At 57.7% G+C, this 26258-nt stretch carries 17 protein-coding genes; 10 read left to right on the forward strand and 7 right to left on the reverse strand.

The genetic code is table 11. The features are described from left to right. Window positions 1-133: 133 nt before the first annotated feature. The gene (locus AC2IBB_RS28330) at window positions 134-2662 is read right to left on the reverse strand and encodes a S8 family peptidase (RefSeq protein WP_486330032.1); all 2529 of its coding nucleotides are present in this window, start codon (window positions 2660-2662) and stop codon (window positions 134-136) included. Between the two features lie 253 nt (window positions 2663-2915). Between AC2IBB_RS28330 and AC2IBB_RS28335 the strand changes: the two genes are divergently transcribed. Continuing rightward, window positions 2916-4607, forward strand: a complete 1692-nt coding sequence (locus tag AC2IBB_RS28335; protein ID WP_486330033.1) for an amidase — start codon at window positions 2916-2918, stop codon at window positions 4605-4607. 37 nt (window positions 4608-4644) lie between these two features. Here the strand turns inward: AC2IBB_RS28335 and AC2IBB_RS28340 are convergent, their stop codons facing one another. The 6 genes from AC2IBB_RS28340 to AC2IBB_RS28365 form a co-directional block, all read right to left on the reverse strand. After that, a complete protein-coding gene (locus AC2IBB_RS28340; protein WP_486330034.1) occupies window positions 4645-5277 on the reverse strand; it encodes an MBL fold metallo-hydrolase in 633 nt (210 codons plus the stop codon). Between the two features lie 77 nt (window positions 5278-5354). After that, window positions 5355-7829, reverse strand: coding sequence for a putative bifunctional diguanylate cyclase/phosphodiesterase (locus AC2IBB_RS28345; RefSeq protein WP_486330035.1), 2475 nt, complete (start codon window positions 7827-7829; stop codon window positions 5355-5357). Between the two features lie 23 nt (window positions 7830-7852). Continuing rightward, window positions 7853-9514, reverse strand: coding sequence for a GGDEF domain-containing protein (locus AC2IBB_RS28350; RefSeq protein ID WP_486330036.1), 1662 nt, complete (start codon window positions 9512-9514; stop codon window positions 7853-7855). Then, window positions 9504-9896 (reverse strand): response regulator, encoded by a 393-nt coding sequence (locus AC2IBB_RS28355; RefSeq protein WP_216736851.1) that lies wholly within the window; start codon window positions 9894-9896, stop codon window positions 9504-9506. Before AC2IBB_RS28355 ends, AC2IBB_RS28350 begins: the two co-directional genes overlap by 11 nt. Window positions 9897-10037: 141 nt before the next feature. Continuing rightward, a complete protein-coding gene (locus tag AC2IBB_RS28360) occupies window positions 10038-10823 on the reverse strand; it encodes a substrate-binding periplasmic protein (RefSeq protein ID WP_486330037.1) in 786 nt (261 codons plus the stop codon). A 139-nt stretch (window positions 10824-10962) separates the two neighbouring features. Next, window positions 10963-11565 carry a TetR/AcrR family transcriptional regulator gene (locus AC2IBB_RS28365; RefSeq protein ID WP_486330038.1) on the reverse strand — a complete coding sequence of 201 codons (603 nt, stop codon included), beginning with the start codon at window positions 11563-11565 and terminating at the stop codon, window positions 10963-10965. A gap of 288 nt (window positions 11566-11853) precedes the next feature. Here AC2IBB_RS28365 and AC2IBB_RS28370 point away from each other — a divergent pair, with 288 nt between their 5' ends. The 9 genes from AC2IBB_RS28370 to AC2IBB_RS28410 all read left to right on the forward strand — a co-directional run bounded on the left by AC2IBB_RS28370 (window position 11854) and on the right by AC2IBB_RS28410 (window position 25944). Continuing rightward, window positions 11854-13653, forward strand: a complete 1800-nt coding sequence (locus tag AC2IBB_RS28370) for an acyclic terpene utilization AtuA family protein (protein ID WP_486330039.1) — start codon at window positions 11854-11856, stop codon at window positions 13651-13653. A gap of 1 nt (window position 13654) precedes the next feature. Further along, on the forward strand, window positions 13655-14518 hold the full coding sequence (locus AC2IBB_RS28375) for an SDR family oxidoreductase (protein WP_486330040.1): 864 nt from the start codon (window positions 13655-13657) through the stop codon (window positions 14516-14518). A gap of 17 nt (window positions 14519-14535) precedes the next feature. Then, complete coding sequence (locus tag AC2IBB_RS28380; RefSeq protein WP_486330041.1) at window positions 14536-16152, forward strand: acyl-CoA carboxylase subunit beta; 1617 nt, start codon at window positions 14536-14538, stop codon at window positions 16150-16152. Between the two features lie 42 nt (window positions 16153-16194). Beyond that, window positions 16195-17370 carry an acyl-CoA dehydrogenase family protein gene (locus tag AC2IBB_RS28385; RefSeq protein WP_486330042.1) on the forward strand — a complete coding sequence of 392 codons (1176 nt, stop codon included), beginning with the start codon at window positions 16195-16197 and terminating at the stop codon, window positions 17368-17370. A 3-nt stretch (window positions 17371-17373) separates the two neighbouring features. Continuing rightward, the gene (locus AC2IBB_RS28390; RefSeq protein ID WP_486330043.1) at window positions 17374-18180 is read left to right on the forward strand and encodes an enoyl-CoA hydratase/isomerase family protein; all 807 of its coding nucleotides are present in this window, start codon (window positions 17374-17376) and stop codon (window positions 18178-18180) included. Next, entirely contained in the window at window positions 18177-20138 is a 1962-nt protein-coding gene (locus AC2IBB_RS28395) for an acetyl/propionyl/methylcrotonyl-CoA carboxylase subunit alpha (RefSeq protein ID WP_486330044.1), read from the forward strand. Before AC2IBB_RS28390 ends, AC2IBB_RS28395 begins: the two co-directional genes overlap by 4 nt. 34 nt (window positions 20139-20172) lie before the next feature. Further along, entirely contained in the window at window positions 20173-21003 is an 831-nt protein-coding gene (locus AC2IBB_RS28400; protein WP_486330045.1) for an SDR family oxidoreductase, read from the forward strand. Window positions 21004-21114: 111 nt separating this feature from the next. Continuing rightward, a complete protein-coding gene (locus AC2IBB_RS28405; protein ID WP_486330046.1) occupies window positions 21115-22950 on the forward strand; it encodes a long-chain-acyl-CoA synthetase in 1836 nt (611 codons plus the stop codon). Window positions 22951-23118: 168 nt separating this feature from the next. Then, window positions 23119-25944, forward strand: a complete 2826-nt coding sequence (locus tag AC2IBB_RS28410; RefSeq protein WP_486330047.1) for an EAL domain-containing protein — start codon at window positions 23119-23121, stop codon at window positions 25942-25944. The last annotated feature ends 314 nt before the right edge of the window (window positions 25945-26258 follow it).

Consider the following 26258-nt stretch of genomic DNA (forward strand, 5'->3'; position numbering starts at 1 on the left):
CGCCTGCATGCGCTTGTGACTATCTCCGGGGGCGCAGGGGCCATTGCCCGGAGATTGGAATTGGGCATTAATTTATAGGAATGCCGCCAAAGATCAACTGGGAAGGGGTGAAATTCCTTTCACCCACCCGGCTTCACTTGTTAAGAAGCCGATATTCCTTATGCGCTGGCGAGCCGTCTGCTCCAGCGCTACTGATGTCGCTCTGAAAGCCCGTGGCGAAAGACAACCCTGACTTAGACTCATTAACCACGATGGTTTCCAGCGCGTTGCGAACCGGATACTCGGCGCAGGCTTCGCCCGAATCACAGATCTTGCCGTCATTATCCAGATCCGTTCCCGCCGCCAACAGGTAGGCTCCCTCCTCAACGCCGCTGAACGCGAAGCTGTATGCTCCGCCAGAGGCGCTGGCGCTGGTCTGATATAAAGTGTCCAGCGTATCCGCGTTAACCAGCAGGATATAGTGCCTGCCGGCATTCGCGGGTGAGTTCGGGTCCGCCAAGGTCAATGTGACAGGCACTGTCAACTCCGCCGCTTCCGAGCTTTCATCAATGGTATATCCAACGACTATTTCTCCCGGATAGCTAACGCCCAGATCCAAACCGCTGGCGTCTGCGCTGACCAAGTAGGTGGAGGCGTCGCCATCGCTGTTATCGCCAACGGACAACCATCCCAGGTCGCCCGTAGTGGAGGCCGCTACGGATACGCCACTGACGCCCGAGGGGATATTCAATGTGATCACCGTCGCGCTGGTATTGGTGAAGTTCAGACTACTGACCGAGGCCGTGACGGCTGGCGGGGGCTCACCGCCCGCGGCGACCACCGCTTTGGCTGCGTCAATCAACCCATATCCGTAAAGGTCGTCCCTGCCTGCGGCGCCAATATCCCGCGTCAGCTCGCCGTTCGTCAGATAACTATTAATCTCCTCCGGCGTAATATCCCGGACCGATTCCATCAGTGCAAAAACCCCCGCCACATGAGGAGACGCCATAGAAGTGCCTTGCATGTAGGCGTATGAAAGCTCAATCGAGCCAGAACTGTCATCCGCCCAGGTGCTCAGCACGCCATCGCCGCGCCCGTCGCCGTTTACATCCTGCAGCATGTTGCCGCCAGGCGCTGCAATATCGACGGTGGCGCCATAGTTGGAGTAAGGGGCTTTCTGCCCATCGGCGCCCACCGCACTCACGGATATCACCCCAGAATAGGCAGCCGGATAGAATGCGGATGAGGTATTTTCGTTACCCGCAGCCGCCACCACTATCACACCTGCGTTCAGAGCATCCTGAACAGCAGCGCCCAAAGCAGTGGAGAAGCCCGGGCCGCCAAGACTCATGTTAATAATATCCGCACGCCGACTGGGGAAGGTTCCAGAGGAGTTTGACAGCCCGGCCGCAAACCGAATCGCTTGCACCAGATCCGCATCAGTGCCGCTACCGCCCTGTCCAAGTACACGAATGGGCATGATGTTGGCTTCAAAGGCGACGCCGACTCCACCAACGGCATTGGAAGCTGCAGCGACAGTCCCCGCCACATGTGTCCCATGGAAGCTGCTGCCGCCCACCAGACTGTCCCCCGGATCGGTAGGATCATTGTCGATGCCATTGCCATCCAGTGAAGAAGAGGTTGAGCTGACAAAGTCATAGTCATCATTGGCGCTCACTAAACGCCCGGACAAGTCGGGGTGCGTGGGCAGTATGCCCGTGTCCAGCACCGCGACAACCGCGCCGGAGCCATGAGTGACATCCCACGCGCTGGGCAGGTTAATCTGTGGATAATGCCATTGCAGGAAATAAAACGGGTCCGCTGGGGTTTCCATGGCTTTACGAATATAGTTCGGCTCTGCGAATTCAATGTCCGGCCGCTGACGTAAAGCCTCAATTAGTTCAAGGGTGCGCTGTTTTTCATTGGCTTTCTGCATCAGAGACTTAAACGCCGGTCCCTGCACAATTTGGGCGTCGTCGAAGCGGAACAAGCCCGTATTGGCGTCCTCGAACCGCTCCAGGAAATACCCCGGTAACGCCTGTGCGGAGACGCCTCGCGATGACTTATAGCGAATGATCGCCTCGCCTGGAACAAACTCCGCCTGAGCAGGTATGGCCTCAGCAGTTTGTTTTGTCATAGTGGCGGCTGCCTCGCCAACAACCATGACGTAACTGGATGGCCCGGCAGACTCTTGTACTTGAATATAATAATCACCGCTTGAAGGCGCGGTCAGGGTGACCTTTCCCGTATTATTCGCGGACAGCGGCGAGCCAGTTCCATCCACCCTGCTGAGGGTCAATGTCTGGTTTACGCTGAAACTACTGGACGCAGGACTGGCGTTAAGCACTACTTTCTGTCCCGTCAACAGCTTAATACGAAAGACATCTATGGGGTCCTGTTGATACAACTCGCCTGAGCTGTACAGACTTGTTGATGCGCTGACATAGCCCCCAATAATCACGGGGTTGCTCAATGTCTGCGCCTCGGCTTCACTGTTATTGGACACGGAGCCTGTACTGGTGTCAGACGTATCGGAGTCCACCTGGGTGAATGACGGCGTCGTGATAGAACCAGACAATGTATATGTCGCTTTTTCGTCATCGCCGCCTCCGCCGCCGCAGGCGGTTAACGTCGTCGCCAGGGTGAGCATGAAAGCTTTGCCGGTAAATGAGAGACTTCGCATATAAATTCCACAACGCAAATGGGTCATATATGTATATCCTAGCAGGAGACAGGGAGGACGTGAGCGCTATTAATTAGACTCACCGCCGCGCTGGCGCACCCATGCGCCCGGTGATTACTATGCCATTGATATTGGCAGAGTAATAATTGCAGCGCCTTCGTCATCATTTGGCGTTTATACTAAAGCGTTCTATATAAAATATAACCAATTGCGCCAGAGCATAAAAACGCAGCTTCACCCCGGAATGAGTTTTATGTCTTACGATCTGAAGTCTTTGAAGTTTCCCCGCCTTGCCGGAACGCCCTTGAAAACCCTGGTCAGCCTGCTGGAAAGCAACTATTCCCGGCGCATTCTGGGACTCGCCGTGTTGCGAGAGGGCGGCGCTTATAAACTGCGTGAGGCGGAGTTGAACACGCCGCCGACGCTGTTCCCTAAACATCCCCCCGGCCGCGCGCCGGAAGCGTCCCGCGCCCGGGCCAGCATCGCCATGGCGGAGGAAGCGATTAAGAATGTGAGTGACGCCTTCCCGCTGACAACCGCCCGAGACCTTATTCAGGCTTACCGTAACGGCAAGGCGACGCCGCTGGATATCGCAGAGCGGGTTATCGCCGCCCTGCGGCAGAGCGACGCCAACCGGCCACCACTGCGCGCCATCATCTTCAGCTCGGAGCAAGACATCCTGTTGCAGGCGAAAGCCAGCGCGCAACGTTATCAGGAAGGACGCCCACTGAGTCTGCTCGATGGCGTGCCAGTGGCCATCAAAGACGAACTCGACGCCGCGCCTTACGCCACCTCCGTTGGGACGCAGATATACGGACAGGACTGCTCCGTCGATCAGGACGCCACCGCCGTCGCGCGACTGCGCGCCGCTGGCGCCATTATCATCGGTAAGGCCAACATGCATGAGATCGGCCTTGGCGTCACCGGGGCCAACGTGCACCACGGCCATTGTCGCAACCCTTACCATCTCGATCATTACGCCGGCGGCTCCTCCAGCGGCAGCGCCTCCGCAGTGGCGGCGGGCTTGTGCCCTATCGCCATTGGAGCCGATGGCGGCGGCTCCATCCGCATTCCCGCAGCGTTATGCGGCGTCGTGGGGCTCAAACCAACCTGGGGACGGGTCAGCGAACATGGCGCCTTTCCTTTGTGCTGGAGCGTCGCGCATGTCGGCCCTATGGGACGTTGCGTCGATGACGTAGCGCTGGCGTACAGCGCCATCGCCGGCGCGGACCTGATGGACCCGTTCTCCGTGGACCAACCGCCGCCGCACCTTTCCGATTACATGAAGCAGGACCTGTCCGATTTACGCATTGGCGTTTACTCTCCCTGGTTCGGACACGCCAATAGAGAAATCGCCCAGTCCTGTCAGCTTGCCGTGGAGAAACTGAAAAGTCTGGGCGCCCAGGTACAGGAAATCTCTCTCGAAGGGCTGGATCTGCAACGGGTCAGTCACGCCATCACTATTGGCTCGGAAATGCTCGCTGCGGTAGATGCTGAGTACCGTCGCAACCCTCAAAGCTTCGGCTTGGATACCCGCCTTAATCTGGCGGTGGCGCAGCAGTTTTCCAGCACGGACTATATCAAGGCGCAACGCTATCGCACACAGGCCATGCGCGAGTTCGACAACCTGCTGCAAAAGGTGGACCTTATCGTCACTCCCACCACCGCCATGACAGCGCCGCGCATTCATCCCCAAAAGGAGCCCGGCAGCGAATCCAATCTACAGGTGCTGACGGAGCTGATGCGATTCGCCTTCTCCGCCAACCTTACCGGCCTGCCCGCTTTAACGCTGCCGGTGGATTACGACGCCAAAGGTCTGCCGATCGGACTGCAGCTCATGGGCGGCGCCTGGCGCGAACACACATTACTGCGGGTGGGTCGAGCGCTGGAAAGCAAGGTGGAGCTGCGACGCCCATCAGTTTACTTTGATCTGTTAAAGCCCTGAGCGTCGCAAGGAAAAGCGTAACGCAGAGAAGACGCGACTAGTCTTTCACGAAAGGATTGGTTTTACGCTCCATTCCAAAGGTGGACATGGGGCCATGACCTGGTATGAAGGACACATCGTCACCCAACGGCCACAACTTGGTCTTGATGGATTCAATCAAGGTTGCGTGATCGCCTTTGGGAAAATCAGTGCGGCCAATAGAGCCATTGAACAGGACGTCTCCCACCAACGCCAGCCGCGCGCCCTTGTGGAAAAAAATTACGTGGCCAGGCGTATGCCCCGGGCAGTGCAACACCTGCAGCGTTTCTTCGCCGACACTGACTTCATCGCCATCATTCAACCAACGATTTGGCGTAAACTGCTTCGCCGAAGGAAACCCAAACATCATGCTTTGTTGCGGCAAGGCGTCGATCCAGAATTTATCTTCAAACTCCGGTCCTTCGATCGGGATTTCATGAGCAGCCGCCAACTCCGCAGTGCCGCCCGCGTGATCAATATGCGCATGGGTCAACAGCACTTTTTCCAGAGTGAGTCCGTTGCGCGTCAACACCGCTTCAATTTTGGCGAGATCGCCGCCCGGGTCCACCACAGCGGCCTGACGTGTTTTTTCGCACCAGAGTACAGTGCAGTTCTGAACAAAAGGGGTAACGGGCACAATTTCGTATTTCATGACTACTCACTAAATCCAAGTCCTACTTCAGGCGCAGCCCATTCTATTACACCGGGTCACTGACGCAACCACTGGATTTATAAGGCCCCGCTCTCTCGCCCCGACAGGCTCAAGTAGTCCTGCTCAAACTGGTCCACCGGCATGGGTCGAGCCACATAAAAGCCCTGGATCAGATCGCAACCCTGTTGCCGCATAACGCGAATCTGATCTATGGTCTCCACCCCTTCCGCAAGAATTTTCAGGCCCAGCGTCTTCGCCATCTGCACAATCGCGATGACAATCGCCAGATTATCCTGATCATGTGGAATATCACGAATAAACGAACGGTCGATTTTCAATAGATCCACCGGATAACGCTTCAACGAAGCCAGATTGGAAAAGCCGGTGCCGAAATCGTCCACCGCCACGCCAACGCCCAGGCAACGCAGCTCCATCAGCTTGGATACCGCCGTCTCCACATCTTTAGCCAGTGCGCTTTCCGTAATCTCCAGCTCCAGAAGACGTCCATCCACCTGGAACTCCTCCAGCAGTAAACCGACCTGCGACACAAAATCATAACGCCCGAATTGACGCGGCGACACATTCACCGCCAGGCGCACTGCGCGACCATACTGGCGCTTCCAGTCCGCAATCTGCCTGATCGCGCAACGCAGAACGTATTCTCCCAGTTGATCGATTAAGCCATGGGCCTCCGCCACTGGAATAAACTCCGCCGGCGATACCGGCCCACGCACCGGATGACTCCAGCGCAGCAAGACTTCCGCGCCGAATATGCGATGGTTATATAAATTGACCTGTGGCTGATACACCAAATGAAACTCGCGGTTGACCAGCGCCTTGCGCAGATCGCTGGTCATGCTCACCTGGGCCTTCAACTCTGACGCCATGTGCTCTTCGAAGATCACAAAGTCGTTCTTACCCATTTTCTTGGCGGTGAACAACGCCATGTCGGCTTCTTTGTATAACTCGATGCCGAAGTTGGATTTGTGTTCGCGACTATAGGTGGCGACGCCAATACTGAGGCCAATGCGGATTTCGTCCACGCCGATATTGAAGGGCGTTTCGCAGGCTTCCAGCAGCCTTTCCGCATATTGGATCACTTGCTTCTTGTCGCGCACGCCTTTGAACAGGATGGCGAACTCATCCCCTCCTGGGCGACACAACACAGCGCTGTGAGGGATCAGAGATTCCAGACGCTTGGATAAATCCACAATAAGCTGGTCGCCCAACTCATGCCCATAGGCGTCGTTGATATGCTGAAAGTTGTCCACGTCTATCAAGAACAAAGAAAACTGATCACGCACGCCATAACGCACATTGCGGATCGCCAGCTCCAGACGGCGCTCCAGATGCAATCGATTAGGCAGCCCGGTGAGCGAGTCATGCTGCTCCTTGAATGACATTTCCTTGATCAGGCTGCGTACGTACATGCTCACCATTCGCGCCCGGCGCGCCCGCGCCACGAGATTGATGCGCAACACGTCAGGGTCGATGGGCTTCATCAGAAAATCGTCGCCCGCCACTTCAATGGCGGTCAATTGCGCGCTGGAGTCAGACTCCGCAGACAAAAACACCAGCGGCACATTGGCGAACTGCACATGCTGGCGAATGACCTGCCCGACCTCCAGTCCGGAACAACCCGGCATATGCAGATCCAGCACGATCAGTTCCGGCTTGAACTCCATGATTGTCTGCAACACTTTCCTCGGCTCACTCAGAGTGCGCACATCCACACCCGCCGCTTCCAGGTGTGCGCGATACAAAGCGGTCACGTCTTCATCGTCGTCCACCAACAGAATACGATAGGGCTCGGCGGGCGCTTCCTCCACCATGTCTTCAATGCCGGCCAGCAGACTCTCGGAGTCCAATGGCTTGGTCAGATAGTGACGCACTCCCGCGCGGACCGCCTGCAGGCGCGCCTCGAAATCGGTGCGCTTGGAAATGATCACCAAGGGTACGCCCGCCAGATCGGAGGACTGCTGATTGATGGCGAAATCCAGCCCGGCGTTTTGCCCTTCCGGCAGAATAACATCCATCAGAATCGCCAGAGGCGCTTCGCCTTTTGAACGCCGCTCCAGGGCTTTCAAGCTATCGAAGATGCGCACGCTATAACCGTGCTGCTCAATGTGGGTTTTCATCCACTGAGACAGCATCTGATCGTCTTCAACGATGTAGACCAAGCGTCCCGGGCGATGGTTGTTTTCCATCTCTTTGACTCCAGGCGCTGCGTCCCCGGTATGAGGGCGACGCATCAACTGTATAAGCAGGCTCATACGCTCGTTATGTTTGTCGAACGCCGTTGAGCCCTCTCGGACCAAATCCTGCAAATAAGCATTCAACTCCGCCGCCGCCACACTGAGATCAGGAAGCCCAAACGTTTTTCCCGACCCCGCCAGACTGTGCAGCGTCATACCAATGTCGTTCAAGCGCTGGCGGTCTCCCTTCTTAAGCAGTTCGTCCCACCATTTTTCCAGCGCATCCGCTCGGGCGCCTAACGATTGCCGATAATGCCTCTGAATCTGCGCCAATTTGTTTACCAGTGCACCATCCATGACTTTACCGCCACTCCTGTCAATCAATCCGACGTCTTGGGTTTATGAATGCAGACTCTATTGCGCCCCTGTTGCTTGGCCGCATACAGGGCGTCGTCCGCCGCCTTGGTGAGCGCAGTCATGTCATCAATATCTGGAAAAGCCGCGATGCCTGCGCTGAAAGTTACCCGCAGCGGGTCTTCCGCCGTGTTGTGGTTGATGGAAGCGAAACTCATACGCATGGACTCAATGACAAAGCGTGCGTGTTCCTTGGTCGTATCCGGCAGTATCACGACGAATTCCTCGCCGCCATAACGCCCTATTACGTCGCTACGGCGCAGCCGCCCCTGCAGATAACGGGCGAAGTTCACCAATACGCGATCCCCCATCAAGTGACCATAATTATCATTGACCTTTTTAAAGTGATCGAGGTCGACCATGACATACGCCAAGTTGCTGTCCATACGGCGGGCCCTGGACAGCTGCTGTGACAGATACTCTTCGGCGCTGACATGGTTGAGCAGTCCAGTCAGGCCATCGCGACTCAGCATGCCGCGCAATTCCCTGCCGCGCCGCGCCCGGCTCTCTACCGACGCCAATAAAAAAGGCGCCGGCACCGGCTTGATGAGAAAGTCATCGCCGCCGGCGCGAATAGCGCCCAGGTGGCGCGCGATATCCTGCTCCACCGACACAAAAATAATCGGCACGCCGTACAGCGTCGCGTCCTGACGGATCGCCACCGCCAGCTCAATACCGTTATAACCAGGCAAATACAAATCCATCAGAATCACATCAGGAAAGAACTCCATCAGCACATCGGGAATTTCCTCCGGTTGCGACACCACCCGCGCATTCATCTGCGCTTGCTCCAGCAGCTGCGCGTGGTACATGGCCAACTCATTGTCGTCATCGATCAACAACACCCGATAAGGCACGTCGCCTTCGGAAATGAAGCATTGATCGAATTTACCCAGCAGCTGGGAAATATCCGGCGGCGACTGCAACACCTCGCGAACTCCTGCCCGGTACGCCTGCACCCGTAAAAACAGACTCGGCGTCTGATGCAGCACAAAAACAAAAGGAACTTTGCTTTTCCCCATTTCAATGGGAGCGGGACAAGCCTTGGACTCTCCCAGTTCCTCGTAAACCACAATATCCGGTTCGAACTGCAACGCTGCCTCAATGACGTCGTCCACGGGACAGGCGCGCACTTCATAACCGTAATGTTTCAGTTGTTCAGGAAGCGATTTGCAGGCGCTTCCCTGCGACAGCGCCAGCAAAGCCTTAGGAGCAGCCGGCCGCTGTATGCGCTGAGAGGAGATGAGCGCCAGCTCTTCCCCGCTTTGCTCATCGGGCTGTGCGCAAGCATCAACTTGAGTCAGCAGATTGTCGATCTCCAGCACCAAACGCTTCGCGTTCTCGGGAAAGTCGGAAAGCTGATCGATTTTTTGTTCGACTTTCTGCATCAGGGCGGAGAGGCGGGCGAAGCCATAGGAGGCTCCCGAGCCCGCCAGACGGTGCACCAGATGCCGGAATGGCATCAGTATGTCCCGGTTGAAGCTTTGCAGCGTCCGGATAGAGGTCCAGCTGTTACGGACATTGGTCAGTTTCTGCGGCAACGCGCTGGCGTAGGCCGTCCGCAGGGCCTGCATTTTTTCCATCGGTGAGCGTGAATCATCTTTCACATTCTCCCGCTCATCCTGCATGCACCTTCTCCCAAAGCCGCTTCACCTCATCGGAAAGCTTCATCGGGTCAAAGGGCTTGGGGATCACGCCGACCGCCCCCAGACTGATAAACTCATCAATTTCCGATTTCTGCACTTTGGCGGTCATAAAGGCGACGGGCAAATGCTTGCATTCCGTCACTTCCCTTAATGCTTGCAGCGTGGAAGGACCATCCAGCTCAGGCATCATCACATCCATCAGCACCAGGTCCGGCATTTCCTGAGGAATAACTTCCAGCGCCTCCCTGCCGGAACTGCATAATATGACCTCAAACCCGCCGATCGCCTCCAGGGCCATCTGCGCTATAGCCTGAATATCAGGTTCATCTTCCACATAAACGATTTTCCGGATAGGCGGAGCCACAAGTATCTCCTTGCTCTTTTACACGCGCCGTCGTCACCACCATCGACGACCGGTCGCACGTCGACATTTTTCTTTGAACCTTAGCTAAAAGCATAGACCTCGTTTGCGATACGGGACAATTTTTTGTTTGTTTTAAAGGCGTTAATCCAATGCGTCAGCAGACTGCGGCCAGGATTCCCGCAGGTGTCGCCATTGCGGCTTCATATCCCACTTTAGATAGATACGCTCCAGTTCTCCGGATTGGTACAACAGCGGCAGATTACGGTTAAAAATGGCCTCGAATAAGCGTCCGCGTTCGTTATCCGCAAAGCCCATATAGAGTTTTTCGCCGCTTTTGACGGTGACGTATTTGTAGTCCTGTTCATCCAGCTCCAGATTGCTCAGGGCGCGCTGTATATTGACCGAGTAATCGATAACGTATTTGACTCGGCGTCGCGACACCAGTCCCACGCCCTGCTCAATGTTCTCCAGCTCCACAGGCTCCATGCCCGGGTTGAACCACTGCTTGAAATCATAGCCTCTGATCCAGGCCGCCTCGCCGCTTCGCACCCGTCCGACGCCATGCCATTGCTGTTGTGGTCCCCGTAAAAACAGCGCCACCACGGGGTCGTCCACGCAGAAATGCAGGTCTGAAATCCGCATGACGTCCTTGCGACTGCCGTACACGCCAACCAGGGCATCTTTCTCTTTGTTGGAAACCCAATACAGGGCTCGCTTCCAAGGCACGATCTCGCAGATAACGGTGACGCCCTCCGGCTCAAAAATGGCGCTGAGAACATCCCAGTACAAGCCAGTGCAGTCGGCATTGGAGTAAGCGGCCCACTCTTCGGTCACCGCATGTAGTTTGAGTTCGGATTCAGCGGCGCACAGCAGCGTCTGAGGCCAAAGAAGCACGCAGCACAGAACGCTGCTGCGGATAGTGTTCATGGCGAATTTCCCTTCTGGGGACCCGCGCGCGCAGAGTCAACGCACAGTCCCAGTTAACGGACAGTTCCAATCAACGGACATCAAGGAAAACTATAGACCATGATAACGAGCGCCGCGTATTTGAGAGGCGGGGGATAGGTTAGTCTTTGACGACCAGGTACAACGCCTGATGCGCCAGCTCCTCAACTGTCATGCTGCCTTCCGGCTTGTACCAGGTGATGGTCCAACTCAAAGCGCCGGTGAGAAAGCGTCGCAACACGGCCACATCGCCTTTCACCAGACCCGCGTCGCGGGCTTCGCTCAACGTGTCCAGCCACAGGCCTTCATACTGGTCACGCAGGTTCAGAATCTCTTCCTGGCGGAGTTCAGACAGGCTGCGCCACTCATACACGAGCACAGTCATCGCCTCGCCGGTGCCGCCCAACACCGACTCCAGCTCACAACGCAGCAGCGCCAGCAAGCGATCGCGAGGCGTCGGCGCCCGCTCCAGGGCTTCGCGCATTTTGGCGGTGATGTAGAGAATGGTTTCTTCCATCACCGCAAACAGGATGTCTTCCTTACTGCGGAAATGATGAAAAATACTGCCGCTCTGGATGCCCACGGAAGCAGCCAGATCTCTGACCGTGGTGCGTTCGTAACCTTTTTCCTTGAACAGGTGCGCAGCCTTGGCCAGTAACCTGCCCCTGGCGCTCTGAGGGTCGGTGATGCGTCCCTCTTCAATAAGTTGCGCAAGTTGTTTCATAAGCAATCACATTCCTGAGCTGACTGATGGAAGTCCCGCAGCAGAATCCGGAGGGCCGTCGCGGGGCCGGACATTCTAACGGCAAATGTCGGAAAAAACTCCCTCTGGGCGCTTAGCCGATGGTGTATGTCGCTCCTAAGTCTATCTCAATTCGCCCCCTTTACAAACCAAGCGCTTGCTTGGTATCGTTGAGCGGGCTCGAATCAAACACAACAATAACTCTTCAAAACGACATACAGGCGATATTCGCATGTCAGCGATATTGATCAGAAAGGAACGGGCGATACCATGACCACCAAGTCTACTTTGCGCATCGGCTGCGCAGCCGCATTCTGGGGCGACACCAACACCGCCGCGGCGCAATTGCTGGAAAAAGGCGATCTCGATTACATGGTGTTCGACTATCTGGCGGAAATCACCATGTCCATTCTTACCGGCCAGAAGCTGCAAGACCCGAACAAAGGCTACGCCACTGACTTCGTTGACCATGTGATGAAGCCGCTTCTGCCGCAATTGAAGGAAAAAGGCGTGAAGGTGATCAGCAACGCTGGCGGCGTCAATCCCCAGGCCTGCCGCGACGCATTGCAGGAGCACATCGATAAACTGGGTCTCGATCTGAAAATCGCCGCCGTCATGGGAGACAACATTCTGCATCGTCGCGCGGAGTTCGAGCGCCAGAATCTGACCGATATGTTTTCCGGAGATCCCCTGCCCCCCGTCAGCGTCAGCATGAACGCGTACCTCGGCGCGCCGGGCATCGCCGCCGCCCTGGCTTACGGCGCGGACATCGTGATAACCGGGCGGGTGGTGGACAGCGCGCTGGTCCTGGCGCCGCTGGTGCATGAGTTCGGCTGGGCCATGGATGAGTACGACAAACTGGCTCAGGGCAGTCTCGCAGGCCACATTATCGAATGCGGCGCCCAATGCACGGGCGGCAATTTCACGGACTGGCGCGAGGTGGATGGCTTCGACAATATGGGATTTCCCATCGTGGAAGTCGACGCCAACGGAGACTTTACCGTCACCAAGCCTGAAGCCACCGGCGGTCTGGTCAGCATTGGTACGGTCTCGGAACAGCTGGTTTATGAGATCGGCGATCCCGGAGCCTATCTGCTGCCAGACGTCACTTGCGATTTCACCCAGGTAAAACTGGAGCAAAAAAGCCCGGATCGCGTGCATGTCACCGGCGCCCGCGGACGCGCGCCCACCAATCTATATAAGGTCTGCGCCACCTATCCTGACGGCCATAAATGCGTCGCCACCTTTCTCATGGCTGGCATCGACGCCGCCGCTAAAGCCAAAGTCACCGCCGACGCCATTATTGGTAAAACCCAGAGACAGTTCGCGGAGCGCGGCTGGCCAGCCTTTACCGATGTCGATATCGAACTGCTGGGAACAGAAGCTACCTATGGCCCCCATTCCCGCATCGCCGACAGCCGGGAAGTCGTGGTGAAAATCGCCTGCGCGCATCCGCAGAAAGAGGCGCTAGCTTTGTTTTCCCGGGAGATCGCCCAAGCCGCCACCGGCATGGCGCCCGGCATTACCGGCATCGTCGGCGGGCGGCCCACGGTGTGGCCAAAGATCCGTTTATTCTCTTTCCTGACGGAAAAAAATGGCATCACGATCACCGCAAATATGGACGGCGTAGGCAAGCCGGTTCAAGTCAACTGGGACGGCGACGCCACGCCCTCCCCGGCGGAAAGAGCGGAAGTTGTAGCAGCGCAACTGGAAGCGACCACCACACAGGCGCCGCTGGTCAAACTGGCCTGGGCGCGCTCGGGAGACAAAGGCGATCACGCCAATATCGGCGTCATTGCGCGCCGATCGGAATATCTTCCCTATATTCGCGCCGCCCTCACCGAGGCCGCGGTGGGCGACTATATGCATCATGTATTGCACCCGGAGAATGGCCGCGTCACCCGCTGGGACTTGCCTGGCATCTCCGCCCTGAACTTCCTGCTGGAGAACAGCCTGGGAGGGGGTGGCGTCGCCAGCCTGCGCATTGACCCGCAGGGGAAAGCCTTCGCCCAGCAGTTGCTGGAATTCCCGATCCCCATTCCGGGCTCCATTGCAGAGGAGCTGGCCTGATATGCCTTATCAATCGGTATTCCGGGAAGACGCATTCGCTGACCGCACCCTCATCGTCACTGGCGGCGGCAGTGGCATCGGGCGTTGCGTCGCTCACGAACTCGCGGCGCTGGGCGCACGAGTCGTCATTATCGGACGCAAGCAGGAAAAGCTGGACCGAGTGCTGGCGGAGATCCAGGAGGATCGCGGCCGCGCCAGCGCATACGTATGCGATATTCGCGAAGAGGACAAAGTCAAAGCAGTCATCGCTGAAATCCTTGCGGAGTTGGGCCCGGTCCATGGTTTGGTGAATAACGCTGGCGGTCAGTACCCCGCGCCTCTCTCCGCCATTAATCAAAAAGGATTTGAAACCGTTGTGCGCACCAATCTGGTGGGCGGATTTCTGATGGCCCGCGAGCTGTATAACCAATGCCTCAATAAACAGGGCGGCGCCATCGTCAACATTATCGCCGACATGTGGGGCGGTATGCCCGGCATGGGGCACTCCGGCGCCGCCCGCGCCGGCATGGATAACTTCACCAAAACCGCCGCCGTGGAATGGGCGCCCGCGGGCGTGCGCGTCAACGCCGTGGCGCCGGGCTGGATCGCCTCCAGCGGACTGGATCATTACGACGCCAGCATGAAACCCATGCTGCTGTCGCTGGCCAATGGCGTGCCATTAAAACGTCTGGGAACGGAGGCCGAAGTTTCCGCCGCCATCTGCTTTTTACTTAGCGAGGCGGCGGCTTTTATCAGCGGCGCAACCTTGAGAGTGGACGGAGCCGCCTCCCAGGGCGGTCGCGTATGGCCGCTGCCAAAAGCGAAAAACGTACCGGTCTACAACGGCTTCCATCGCGCCGTCCGACCCAAAGTCCTCGACGATTAACAAGCCGGAACCGCGCCATGCCGACACTCACCTCACAGATTGACGTTCACTCCGAAGAATTCGCCGCTAACCGTCGCGCCATGCTGGCGTCGATCGAATCCTTCCGCAGCATTGAAAACAAAGTGCGCGAGAAAGCCCTGGAGGCCCGCGAGAAGTTTCACAAAAAAGGTAAATTGCTGCCCGGAGAGCGCCTGAACCTGTTACTGGATCGCGGCGCGCCTTTTTTGGAACTGTGCTCCCTCGCCGGCTACAAAATGCATGACGACAAAGACGGTTCCTACGCCGGCGGCGGCTCCATCGCCGGCATTGGTTACGTGCAGGGCGTGCGCTGCCTGATCATCGTCAGCAACAGCGCCGTCAAAGGCGGCGCGATCTCCCCCGCCGGTCTGGAGAAGACGCTGCGCGTGCAGCAGATCGCCATGGAGAACAAGTTGCCGGTGATCACTCTGGCGGAATCCGCCGGCGCCAACCTCAACTACGCGACGGATATTTTCGTGCAGGGCGCGCGAGGCTTCGCCAACCAGTGTCGCCTGTCCGCCGCAGGTTTGCCTCAGGTCACGGTGGTGCACGGCAACGCCACCGCGGGCGGCGCCTACCAGCCCGGCCTTTCCGACTATGTGATCGCAGTAAAGAACAAAGCCAAAATGTTTCTCGCCGGTCCGCCCCTGTTGAAGGCCGCCACCGGCGAGATCGCTGACGACGAAACATTGGGCGGCGCGGAAATGCACGCCGCCATCGCCGGAACCGCGGAGTTTCTGGCGGAAGACGACGCAGACGGCGTACGCTTGGCGCGGGATATCCTGAGACGCATTCCCTGGAACGAACAGCTCGCTCCGGCGTCTGCGCGCACCTGGAAGGAACCGCTGTATCCGGCGGAAGACCTGCTCGGCGTGGTTCCCGCCGACGCCCGCAAGCCTTATGACGTACGCGAAATCATCGCCCGCATCGCGGACGGCTCTGAGTACCTGGACTTCAAGCCGCTCTATGATAATCAGACCGTATGCGGCTTCCTCCACATCCAGGGCATGGCCTGCGGCGTCATCGGCAACAACGGCCCGATCACGCCCAAAGGCGCCGCCAAGGCCGCGCAGTTCATCCAGCTCTGCGAGCAAAGCAATACCGCGATTTTGTTCTTCCATAACACCACCGGATTTATGGTCGGCGCCGATGCGGAACAGAACGGCGTCATCAAACACGGCTCCAAGATGTTGCAAGCGGTGGCCAACGCCAAGGTCCCACGACTAACCATGGTGGTCGGCGGCTCTTATGGCGCCGGCAACTACGCCATGTGCGGCCGCGGGCTGGACCCCAGATTCATCTTTTCCTGGCCCAACAGTCGCACCGCCGTCATGGGCGGCGCCCAAGCGGGCAAGGTATTGCGTATCGTCACTGAAGAAAAGCAGGCCAAACTGGGCCTGACGCCAGACCCGAAAATGCTCGACGCTATCGAAAAAACCGCGGCGGAAAAAATTGAACAAGGCTCCAGCGCGCTCTACGGAACTGCGCGCCTGTGGGACGACGGACTGATCGATCCCCGCGATACACGGCGCGTACTGGCGCTGTTGCTGGACGTTTGTTACGAGGCGGAGCGCAGGCCTTTGCGTTCCAACACTTTCGGCGTGGCGCGCTTCTGACGCAGGCGCGGCGAGGCAGGTTTACACAGAGGAAAAATAACAATGATATTCACTCAGGAACACAGCGAACTACGACGCACCGTGCGCAATTTCGTGCAGAGCGAAATCAATCCGCATATTGATGAATGGGAAAAAGCCTGCGCCTATCCCATGCGGGAAATCTTCAAAAAGCTTGGCGAGCTTGGTCTGCTTGGCATCCACAAGCCGGAGGAATACGGCGGCCTGGGTCTCGACTATAGCTACAATCTCGCGGCGGCGGAGGAACTCGGCGCCTGTGGCGCCGGCGGCGTGCCCCTCTCCATCGGCGTACAAACCGACATGTGCACCCCCGCCATCGCCCGCTTCGGTTCCCATGAACTCAAAAGCGAGTTTCTTACTCCCGCCATCCGCGGTGAGATGATCGGCTGTATCGGCGTGAGCGAAACCTCCGCCGGTTCTGACGTCGCCGGGTTAAAAACCAACGCTCGCAAAGACGGCGACGACTATGTGATCAACGGCTCCAAAATGTGGATCACCAACTCGCCGCAGGCGGATTTCATATGCTTACTGGCCAATACCAGTGACGACAAGCCGCACAAGAACAAGACCCTGATGGTCGTCCCCATGAACCTGCCGGGCATTGAGGTGGCGCCGCATCTGGACAAGCTAGGTATGCGCTCCTCAGAAACCGCCCAGGTGTTTTTCGATGATGTGCGCATTCCCCAGCGTTACCGCATCGGCGCCGAAGGCATGGGATTCATGATGCAGATGGTGCAATTCCAGGAAGAGCGCATGTGGGGCGCCGCCAACACCATCAAGGCGCTGGAAGCCTGCGTCACTCAAACCATTGCTTACTGCCGGGAGCGCAAAACCTTCGGTCAGCCGTTGATCGACAATCAATACATTCATTTCCGCATGGCGGAGCTGCAGACGGAAATCGAAGCCCTGCGCGCCCTGACCTATCAAGCCTGCGAGCTGTATATCCAGGGCAAAGACGTCACCCAACTGGCGTCCATGGCGAAACTCAAAGCCGGCAGACTCGGTCGCGAAGTCACTGACAGCTGCCTGCAATACTGGGGCGGTATGGGCTACATGTGGGACAACCCGGTGTCGCGGGCATTCCGCGACGTGCGTCTGGTGTCCATTGGCGGCGGCGCGGATGAAATCATGCTTGGCATCATCTGCAAGTTGATGGGAACGCTGCCGGGCAAACGCAGCGCCAGTTCCACAGGAGAATAAATCATGAATCCGCCCGTCACTGAAACTCTGCTGGCCGAACGCCGCGATCATGCGCTGCATATCACTCTGAATCGCCCGCAAGTGCGTAACGCCATGAGCCTGCAAATGGTGCGTGAGATTATGGCCCTGTTCGACTATGCCGACACAGATGCACGCATCCGCGCAATCGTCCTGCGCGGCGCCGACGGTCATTTCTGCGCCGGGGGCGATATCGCCGATATGGCCAACGCCCGCGCGGCGGCGGAGTCAGGAGAAGCCGATCCGTTTCAGGCGTTGAACCGGGAATTCGGGCGGATGATCACTCGCGTCAATCAGGCCCCACAAACCGTCGTCGCCATACTGGAAGGGGCCGTGCTGGGCGGCGGCTTTGGACTGGCCTGCGTCAGCGACGTCGCCGTCACCCTGAACAGCGCCCGCTTTGGCTTGCCGGAGACAGGGCTGGGCATTCCTCCGGCGCAAATCGCGCCGTTCGTTGCGCGCCGCATCGGACTCACGCAAGCCCGCCGCCTGGCGCTATTAGGCATGCGTTGCGACGGAGAAGAAGCGACACGACTAGGCATTGCTCATGAGTGCGTGACAAACGCCGATGAACTGGCGGACAAACTGGCGACGATCCTGGCGCAGATCAAACGCTGCGCGCCCCAGGCCAGCGCCGTCACCAAACGGTTGTTGCTGGACGTTGAAGGCGCCGATCTGGAAACGTTGCTGGATCGCGCCGCCGCCGACTTCTCCCGCGCCATTCAAGGCCCGGAAGGCAGAGAAGGCGCGCTGGCGTTCATGCAGAAACGTAACCCGGAGTGGGCGCAATGATCACCAAAATACTGGTCGCCAACCGAGGCGAAATTGCGTGCAGGGTAATCCGCACCGCCCGCGATCTCGGGTTTCGCACCGTCGCCGTCTACAGCGACGCCGACCGCGACGCCCCTCATGCGTTACTGGCGGATGAAGCCGTGCATCTCGGCCCTGCGCCCGTGGCGGAGTCGTATCTGGACGCCGATAAAATCCTCGCCGCCTGTCGCCTGAGCGGCGCTGACGCGGTGCACCCTGGCTACGGTTTCCTCTCAGAAAACGCCCGCTTTGCGGAAAAATGCGCTGACGCCGGAGTGACGTTTATTGGCCCTCCCGCCGACGCCATCGCCCTGATGGGCAGCAAACGCCTGTCCAAGCTCGCCATGCAGGAAGCGGACGTGCCCTGCATTCCCGGCTACGAGGGCGAGGATCAAAGCGACGCCACATTGATAGCCGAAGCGCGACGCATTGGCTTCCCGGTCATGATCAAGGCCTCCGCTGGCGGCGGCGGACGCGGCATGCGTCTGGCGCAGAGCGAAGCTGAGCTGGCGGCGCAAATCAAAACGGCGCGCTCAGAAGCTCTCAACGCCTTCGGCAGCGGTGAGCTGATTCTGGAAAAAGCCCTGCTGCAACCCCGTCACATCGAAATCCAGATGTTTGCGGATACACAGGGCGCCGCCCTGTATCTGGGGGAGCGTGACTGCTCCGTACAGCGCCGCCACCAAAAAGTGGTGGAGGAGGCGCCCTCGCCCTTCGTTGATGCGGACCTGCGCGAACGCATGGGCGCGGCAGCGGTGAAGGCGGCCCTGTCCTGCGGTTATGTCGGGGCCGGCACCGTGGAGTTTCTGGTGGATCAAGACAAGCGCTTTTATTTTCTAGAGATGAACACGCGCCTGCAGGTGGAGCACCCCGTCACCGAACTGGTCACTGGCTTCGATCTGGTGGCGTGGCAGATTCAGGTCGCCGCCGGCGCGCCCTTACCTGTTACTCAGGAGCAAGTGCGCATCCAGGGCCACGCCATGGAAGTACGTTTGTATGCGGAAGACCCGCAGCAGAATTTCCTGCCGCAAACCGGCCGTATTCAACGTTGGCGACCTGCGTTAAGCGAAGGCGTGCGCATCGACGATGGCGTGAAAGAAGGTCAAACCATCACCCCCCACTACGACCCCATGCTGGCGAAAATCATCGCCTGGGGCGCCGACCGCGAACAGGCTCGCCGTCGTCTGCAACGCGCGGTGGAAGACAGCCTGCTGCTCGGCGTCAACGGCAATCAACGTTTCCTGGCCAATATTCTCAAGCACCCCACTTTTCAACAAGGAGAAGCCAATACCGGCTTTCTCGCCAACGAATTCAAGAACGATCCCTCGCTGTCGCCACAAACCCCGACCGACTTAGTCGTCGCCCTGGCGACGCTGCTTTTTCACCATCAGACCGAACTGAGCCAGCCTCACCACCATTGGCGCAGCGCCGGTTATTCATCCTGGCCGTACGAACTGCGCAGCGGCGACGACATTTGGGAGCTGGCGCTGGAGGCGCAGGAAAACGGCGCGTTTCAGGTCAAACTGGACGACCACTCTCTCACGCTGGGGCTGCAGCATATTGAGCCCGAGCAAGCTCTGTTCGAATGCGACGGCCTACGTCGCCGGGTTCGCTATCTACAGCAGGAAAACCGGCTATCATTGCATCTCGATGGTGTAGTTTATGACTTTGAAGATCTAACCCATGCGCCAGCGGAAGCCGGCGACGCGACTGGCGACGGCAGCATCCGCGCTTCCATGGACGGCCGCATCGTGGACGTGCTGGTCGAACCCGGCCAAAGCGTGGAGAAAGGCGCAACGCTGGTCGTGCTGGAAGCCATGAAAATGGAGCATCCGTTAAAAGCGGATATCTCCGGCGTGGTGGAGGACATCAAAGTAAAAACCGGCGATCAGGTCAGAATCCGGGAACTGCTGGTTACTCTCACTCTAAGCGCAGAATAAACCGTCAATAAAAACAACAAATAAGGACACGCTCATGTCGCCTCTACATAATAAAACCATCCTCATCACCGGCGCTTCCCGCGGTATCGGCCGCGCCATGGCGTTACGTTTCGCCCGAGACGGCGCCAATATTGTCCTCGCAGCGAAATCCGCCGAACCTCACCCCAAGCTGCCCGGCACCATCTATAGTGTGACGGAGGAAGTCGAGCAGGCTGGCGGCAAAGCGCTTCCCGTGCAACTGGACGTGCGCGACGATAACGCCGTCAAAGCGATGGTGGAGCGCGCCGCTGCTGAGTTCGGAGGCGTGGACGCCGTCATCAACAATGCCGGCGCTATCAAGTTGTCCGGCGTGGAGCATACGCCCATGAAGCGCTTTGACTTGATGCATCAGGTCAATACCCGCGCCGTGATGGCGACCGCCCAGGCCGCCCTGCCCTGGCTGAAGAAGTCCGGGCTGGGGCATATTCTCAATCTGTCGCCCCCAGTCAATCTAAACCCCAAGTGGTTCGCTCAGTATTCGCCCTATACGCTGACCAAATACGCCATGTCCATGCTGACTTTGGGAATGGCGCAGGAGTTCCGGCGCTATAACATCGCGGTAAATTCACTGTGGCCGCAAACCCTGATCGCCACCGCCGCCGTTGAATTCGAAGCTGGCGGCAAACAGGCGCTGGATCGCGCGCGCAGTCCGGAAATCATGGCGGACGCCGCCTACGCCATACTGACCGACAAAGAGCAGCGCCGCAGCGGCGAGTGGCTCATCGACGAACAATTGTTGCGCAATACAGGAGTAACGAACTTCGCCGCCTACACCTATAACCCCAAAGCCGGTCAGACGCTGATGACCGATCTGTTTGTCGACTAGCGCAGGCTGTCGACTAACCGGGTTTATTGACTAACATTGAAAGGCAGTACCGGACCCGCTCCCTATTGATAAATAGCCAATTAGGAAACAGAAAAACAAGAGGACCGCACCATGCCCCAGGAAGGCCGCATATCCGCGCGAGATCTGGCCCGTCAACTGCCCTTCGTCGCCCAGAAACTGCCTTCCCTGCTCAAAGGTTATTACTACTACGCCCTGCTCAAGCCGGATAAAGCCCTGGCCATTGGCGACATCATCGAACGCAATGCGGACACCCACGGCGAATGCGACGCGGTGCTCTACCGCGACCGGCGCATCAGTTATGAAGCGTTCAATGCCTGGGCCAACCGCTTCGCCCATTACTATCGCGCTCGCGGCGTGGCGCGGGGCGATGTGATTGCCCTGAACCTGGAGAATCGACCGGAATTGCTGGCGGCGCTGGCGGGTGCGTTAAAACTGGGCGCGGCGGGAGCCATGATCAACACATCCCTGCGCGGAGACGCATTGGCACACTGCCTGAACCTCACTCATCCCAAACTTGTGGTCGTGGGCGAGGAGCAATTGGAAGCCATCGCTTCCGCTACGTCGCTACTGAACATCCCCGTCGACTCACAACGCATGCTCTTTCTGGCGGATGCGGATACGCTCAAGGAGGATTCGACCGCTCCGGAGGGATACGTCAATCTGGGCGCCATCATTAAAAACTATCCCGACGCCAATCCGGTTGTCACGGACCGTCCCCTCGCTGGCGATACTGCGGTCTACCTGTTCACCTCCGGCACCACCGGCCTGCCCAAGGCGGCGCCCAGCAGTCATCGCAAATGGTTCAAGGCGTATGGCGGCTTTGGTCATATGTCGCTGGCGCTAACCGAAAAAGATGTCGTCTATGCCCCCCTTCCCTTGTATCACGGCACCGGACTGCTGGTGTGCTGGGGCGCTGCGCTGGCGGGCGCGTCCGCTCTCGCCATCCGACGCAAATTTTCCGCCAGTGAATTCTGGAGCGATGTGCGCCTATACGGAGCCACTTGTTTCGGCTACGTCGGCGAATTATGCCGCTATCTGCTCGCCCAACCGCCGGGGCCCCAGGATCGCCATCACAAACTGAAAAAAATGATCGGCAATGGTCTGCGCCCTTCCATCTGGCTCCAGTTCAAAGAGCGCTTCGGCATTGAACAGATTGCGGAGCTGTATGCCGCCAGCGAAGGCAATGTCGGCTTCACCAACTTTTTGAATCTGGACAATACCGTCGGCTTTTCCACTGCGCCTTTCGCCTTGGTGAAATTCCATGAAGGCACCCGCGAGCCAGTCCGCAACGGCAAAGGCAAACTGCAAAAAGTCACCAAGGGCGAACCGGGATTACTGCTGGGTAAAATCACACCCAAATGGAACTTTGAAGGTTACTCCCAGCCGGAAGCGACGGAGAAAGCCATCATCCGCAACGCTTTCCGCAAAGGCGACGCCTGGTTCAATACCGGCGACGTATTACGGGAAATCGGCTGGCGTCATCTGCAGTTCGTGGACCGCATGGGCGACACCTTTCGCTGGAAAGGCGAAAACGTCTCCACGACTGAAGTCGAGAATGTGCTGGACAAGCTGGACGATGTGGAAGAAGCCGTCGTCTACGGAGTGGAGATTCCCAACATGAGCGGCAAAGCCGGCATGGCGGCCATCGTGGCGAAGGACAAGCAACGCGGTCTGGATATGCGACAACTGGCTCAGGCCATGCGGGAAGCATTGCCGACTTACGCCATGCCAGTCTTCATTCGCGTTACGCCGAGCATCGCCAAAACCGGCACCTTCAAATACCGCAAGGTGGACCTGCAAAAAAACGGCTATCAGTTGAATGAGCCGGAGGATCAGGTTTATCTATGGGCGCCGGAAGCCGGAGAATACCGTTTATTGACTCAGGATATGATCGCCGCCCTGGAGTCCGGCGGCTACCGCCTGTAGCGCCCGCATAATATTACAGTTGTTCACGTTTGCCGCTTTTAACGGGGCGCTGCATGGCCTATTTTAATGGCCTTCCATTGCAGTATCCCAGGTATGATCCGGCGTTTGATTATTTGTCAGATAATTCCAGCTCCTCGCCTTGCCCACACGTTGTCAGCCGTGGCCGCCATGGCGTTGTTATGGCTGGTTTCAGTGAACTCGGTCGCTGACGACGTGATTGTACATAGCGGCGAGTTTCCGCCGACCACGCCCCAGGTTCGCCACTTCGCCACCGAGATCGGCTCCTCCCCCCTGGAGCAGGCGCGACAGTCACTGCAGATAGCGCCGGCCATTTCCGTGTCACAGATCAATTTCGGTTTCACCGGCAAAGAGCACTGGTTCGCCTTCAATCTTCTGAATCGCAGCAGCGACAACCGGGAGTTGTTCCTCAACCTGGACAACCCGTTGCTGGATAATGTTGAGCTGTTTCTGTTTCGTCTCGGAGAAAGCCAGCCCGCGTACGCCGTCAGCAGCGGCGACCAGCTTCCATTCCATGAACGTCCGATCAACCACCCGAACTTTGTCTTTCCCCTGCCGTTGGCGGGCGACACGGGTTATGAGGTCGTCATTAAAGTCGATGCTACGTCCTCTATTCAGGCGCCGATCAGCCTGTGGGAGCCGTCTCAATTCACCGCCTATAACCACAAAGAGGCGAGCCTGTCCGGCGCATTACTGGGCGTCATCGGCATCATGGCCGCCTACAATCTGATGCTGTTCCTGTTTCTGCGCGACAAAGGATATCTCTATTTCACCGCCGCTCTTGCGAGCTATGCCCTGGCGGAGGCGTCCCTGTCCGGCTTGGCGTACGCCTATTTCTGGCCGGACAATCCCGTATGGAACGACAAGAGTCTGGTATTTTTCATCAACCTCTGTCTCGCGACGCTGGCATTATTTACCCGCAGTTTTCTGTCTTTACCGGAGCGCTTGCCGAGAGTCGCGCAAGGGTTCGTCCATATCGCCGCCTGGTGTTTCCTGTGCTCATTGTTGACGTTCTTCGCCTCAAACTCGGCCATGCTCAAGCTGTCTCTGCTGAATATCGCCATCACCCCCATGTTTGGCTACTTTACCGGGCTGTACCTACTGCGTTCGAACTTTCGCCCGGCGCGTTACTTTACCCTTGCTTACACTTTCCTGGTGTTCGCTTCCATTGTATTCAGCGCGGGTAAAGTCGGCTTGCTGCCGTTAAACGGGCTGACCGGTAACGCCACTCAGTTCGGCGTCGTCGGCATGGTGTTGGCGCTCAGTCTGGCTTTGGCGGATCGCCTGAAAGGCGAAAAATCCGCTCGCGAGTTCGCCCAGCTACAGGCCACGGAAAACCTGGAAAAGTACCGCGCCATCTATGAAAACTCTCTGGAAGGCATGTTTCGTCTGGACGCCAAAGGCGCTTTGATGGCCTGTAATCCGGCGTTCGCGCAGTTGCTGGGCGCGCGCAACGAGAGAGAGCTGGTCAGCAACACCCGCGATCTGAACGGCCTGATCCCACTTCAGGAAGATGCGCGGCGTTTATTTTTTCTGTCGCTCAAACAGTACGGCCACGTGTTTGGCTTTGAAGCCCGTTGCCAGCGTCTGGACGGCAAGCAGTTCTGGGCGACCATCTTCGCTCGCCAGATCGTCACACCCGGCGGGCCTGGCTTTGTGGAAGGCTCTATCGTCGATATCACCGAGAAAAAAGAGAACGAACAACAGCTGCACTATCTGGCCCGCCACGATCCGTTGACAGGTCTGCTCAACCGTACAGAGTTCGAATACCGCCTCAATAATGCACTGGCGCGCTCCCGTGAGCAGGGGCTGCAGCATGCCCTTCTGTTCATGGACCTGGACCAGTTCAAAATCGTCAACGACACCAGCGGCCACGCCGCCGGAGACGAACTGCTGCGTCAGATAGCCGTCATGTTCCGCCAGCACCTGCGGGAGCGCGATTCTCTCGCACGCCTGGGCGGCGATGAGTTTGGCATCCTGTTGGAACGCTGCGGTATTGAAAAAGCGTCAGAGATCGCCCACCGGTTGCGCAACGAAGTCAGCGAATTCCGCTTCGCCCTGAAAGAGAAAGTCTTCAGTGTGGGGGTCAGCATCGGCATTGTGCCAATTACAGCGGCGACCCCGTCCATCGAAGAAATCTTCAGCCTCGCCGACACCGCCTGCTACGCCGCCAAGGACGCCGGTCGCAACCGCATCATCGTGCATAATGAAAAGACCGGAGAAATCATCCGCCGTCAGAGCGAGATGCAAGTGGTCACTGCGCTGCAGGAAGCCATCAAACAGAATCAGTTAGTGCTCTATAAACAGAATATCGGCGCGCTGAAACCGGAACTGAACGGCGAGCGTTACGAAATCCTGGTGCGCCTGAAACAGGGGGCGGACATCTTGCCCCCTGGCGCCTTCCTGCCGGCGGCCGAGCGTTACAATATTATCCGCTCGCTGGATCGCTGGGTCATCGACGCCTACTTCAAATGGCTGCATGCGCGACCGGGACAGTTGGAGCGCCTAAGCCAGGTCAATATCAACCTGAGCAGCCAGACCATCAACGACTCAGAGTTCGCTGACTTTTTGCTGACGGCATTCAACAAGTACAGTATTCCTTTGGACAAAGTCTGCTTTGAAATCACGGAGAGTTCCGCCATATCCAGTCTGGTGGAAACCACCACCCTGGTGCAGAACATGCGCGCCAAAGGCATCAAATTCGCACTGGACGACTTCGGCAGCGGCTTTTCGTCTTATTCGTATCTGAAAAGCCTGCCAGTAAACTCCCTGAAGATTGACGGCAGTTTCGTCCGCGACATCCTCAGCGACCCCGTAGACCTGGCCATGGTCCGCTCTATCACCGAAGTCGCCCATATCATGGGCCTGAATGTCGTCGCGGAGTTCGTGGAAAATGAAGAAACCGTGGAGCGGTTGAAGAGCCTGGACGTGGATTTCGTGCAGGGCTATCACATCCACAAGCCTATGCCGCTGTAAACAGACAGGCTCACTCTAGGCGCGAACCGGGCGCCCTTCTGTCGCGTCCGCCGAACTCCCTCTTGATACAACACCTCCCCCACCCTCAGGAAATCCCTTCAACAAACTCAAAGCGAACTGAGCCATCAACAGCATTGCGCCATGTCGCCGAGAGACGCTATAGAGACTGGGATAGTTATGAAAGACGGGGCTAGTTATGAAAGACAGAGTTAGTTATGAAAAACAGGGGGAGAAACGAGGCGATAAAGAGTGAAAAGTTGAAGAGTTAAAAAGAGACGGGGCAATACCAGTGGGTGGCGAGAAGCCATCCCACT

The sequence above is a fragment of the Hahella sp. NS-SX17 genome, assembly GCF_057367735.1.

Excerpts from the sequence above, each read along its gene's own strand:
- AC2IBB_RS28330 (WP_486330032.1), bottom strand. The coding sequence starts at position 2,662 with ATGCGAAGTCTCTCATTTACCGGCAAAGCTTTCATGCTCACCCTGGCG.
- AC2IBB_RS28335 (WP_486330033.1), top strand. The coding sequence starts at position 2,916 with ATGTCTTACGATCTGAAGTCTTTGAAGTTTCCCCGCCTTGCCGGAACG.
- AC2IBB_RS28340 (WP_486330034.1), bottom strand. The coding sequence starts at position 5,277 with ATGAAATACGAAATTGTGCCCGTTACCCCTTTTGTTCAGAACTGCACT.
- AC2IBB_RS28345 (WP_486330035.1), bottom strand. The coding sequence starts at position 7,829 with ATGGATGGTGCACTGGTAAACAAATTGGCGCAGATTCAGAGGCATTAT.
- AC2IBB_RS28350 (WP_486330036.1), bottom strand. The coding sequence starts at position 9,514 with ATGCAGGATGAGCGGGAGAATGTGAAAGATGATTCACGCTCACCGATG.
- AC2IBB_RS28360 (WP_486330037.1), bottom strand. The coding sequence starts at position 10,823 with ATGAACACTATCCGCAGCAGCGTTCTGTGCTGCGTGCTTCTTTGGCCT.
- AC2IBB_RS28365 (WP_486330038.1), bottom strand. The coding sequence starts at position 11,565 with ATGAAACAACTTGCGCAACTTATTGAAGAGGGACGCATCACCGACCCT.
- AC2IBB_RS28370 (WP_486330039.1), top strand. The coding sequence starts at position 11,854 with ATGACCACCAAGTCTACTTTGCGCATCGGCTGCGCAGCCGCATTCTGG.
- AC2IBB_RS28375 (WP_486330040.1), top strand. The coding sequence starts at position 13,655 with ATGCCTTATCAATCGGTATTCCGGGAAGACGCATTCGCTGACCGCACC.
- AC2IBB_RS28380 (WP_486330041.1), top strand. The coding sequence starts at position 14,536 with ATGCCGACACTCACCTCACAGATTGACGTTCACTCCGAAGAATTCGCC.
- AC2IBB_RS28385 (WP_486330042.1), top strand. The coding sequence starts at position 16,195 with ATGATATTCACTCAGGAACACAGCGAACTACGACGCACCGTGCGCAAT.
- AC2IBB_RS28390 (WP_486330043.1), top strand. The coding sequence starts at position 17,374 with ATGAATCCGCCCGTCACTGAAACTCTGCTGGCCGAACGCCGCGATCAT.
- AC2IBB_RS28395 (WP_486330044.1), top strand. The coding sequence starts at position 18,177 with ATGATCACCAAAATACTGGTCGCCAACCGAGGCGAAATTGCGTGCAGG.
- AC2IBB_RS28400 (WP_486330045.1), top strand. The coding sequence starts at position 20,173 with ATGTCGCCTCTACATAATAAAACCATCCTCATCACCGGCGCTTCCCGC.
- AC2IBB_RS28405 (WP_486330046.1), top strand. The coding sequence starts at position 21,115 with ATGCCCCAGGAAGGCCGCATATCCGCGCGAGATCTGGCCCGTCAACTG.
- AC2IBB_RS28410 (WP_486330047.1), top strand. The coding sequence starts at position 23,119 with ATGGCGTTGTTATGGCTGGTTTCAGTGAACTCGGTCGCTGACGACGTG.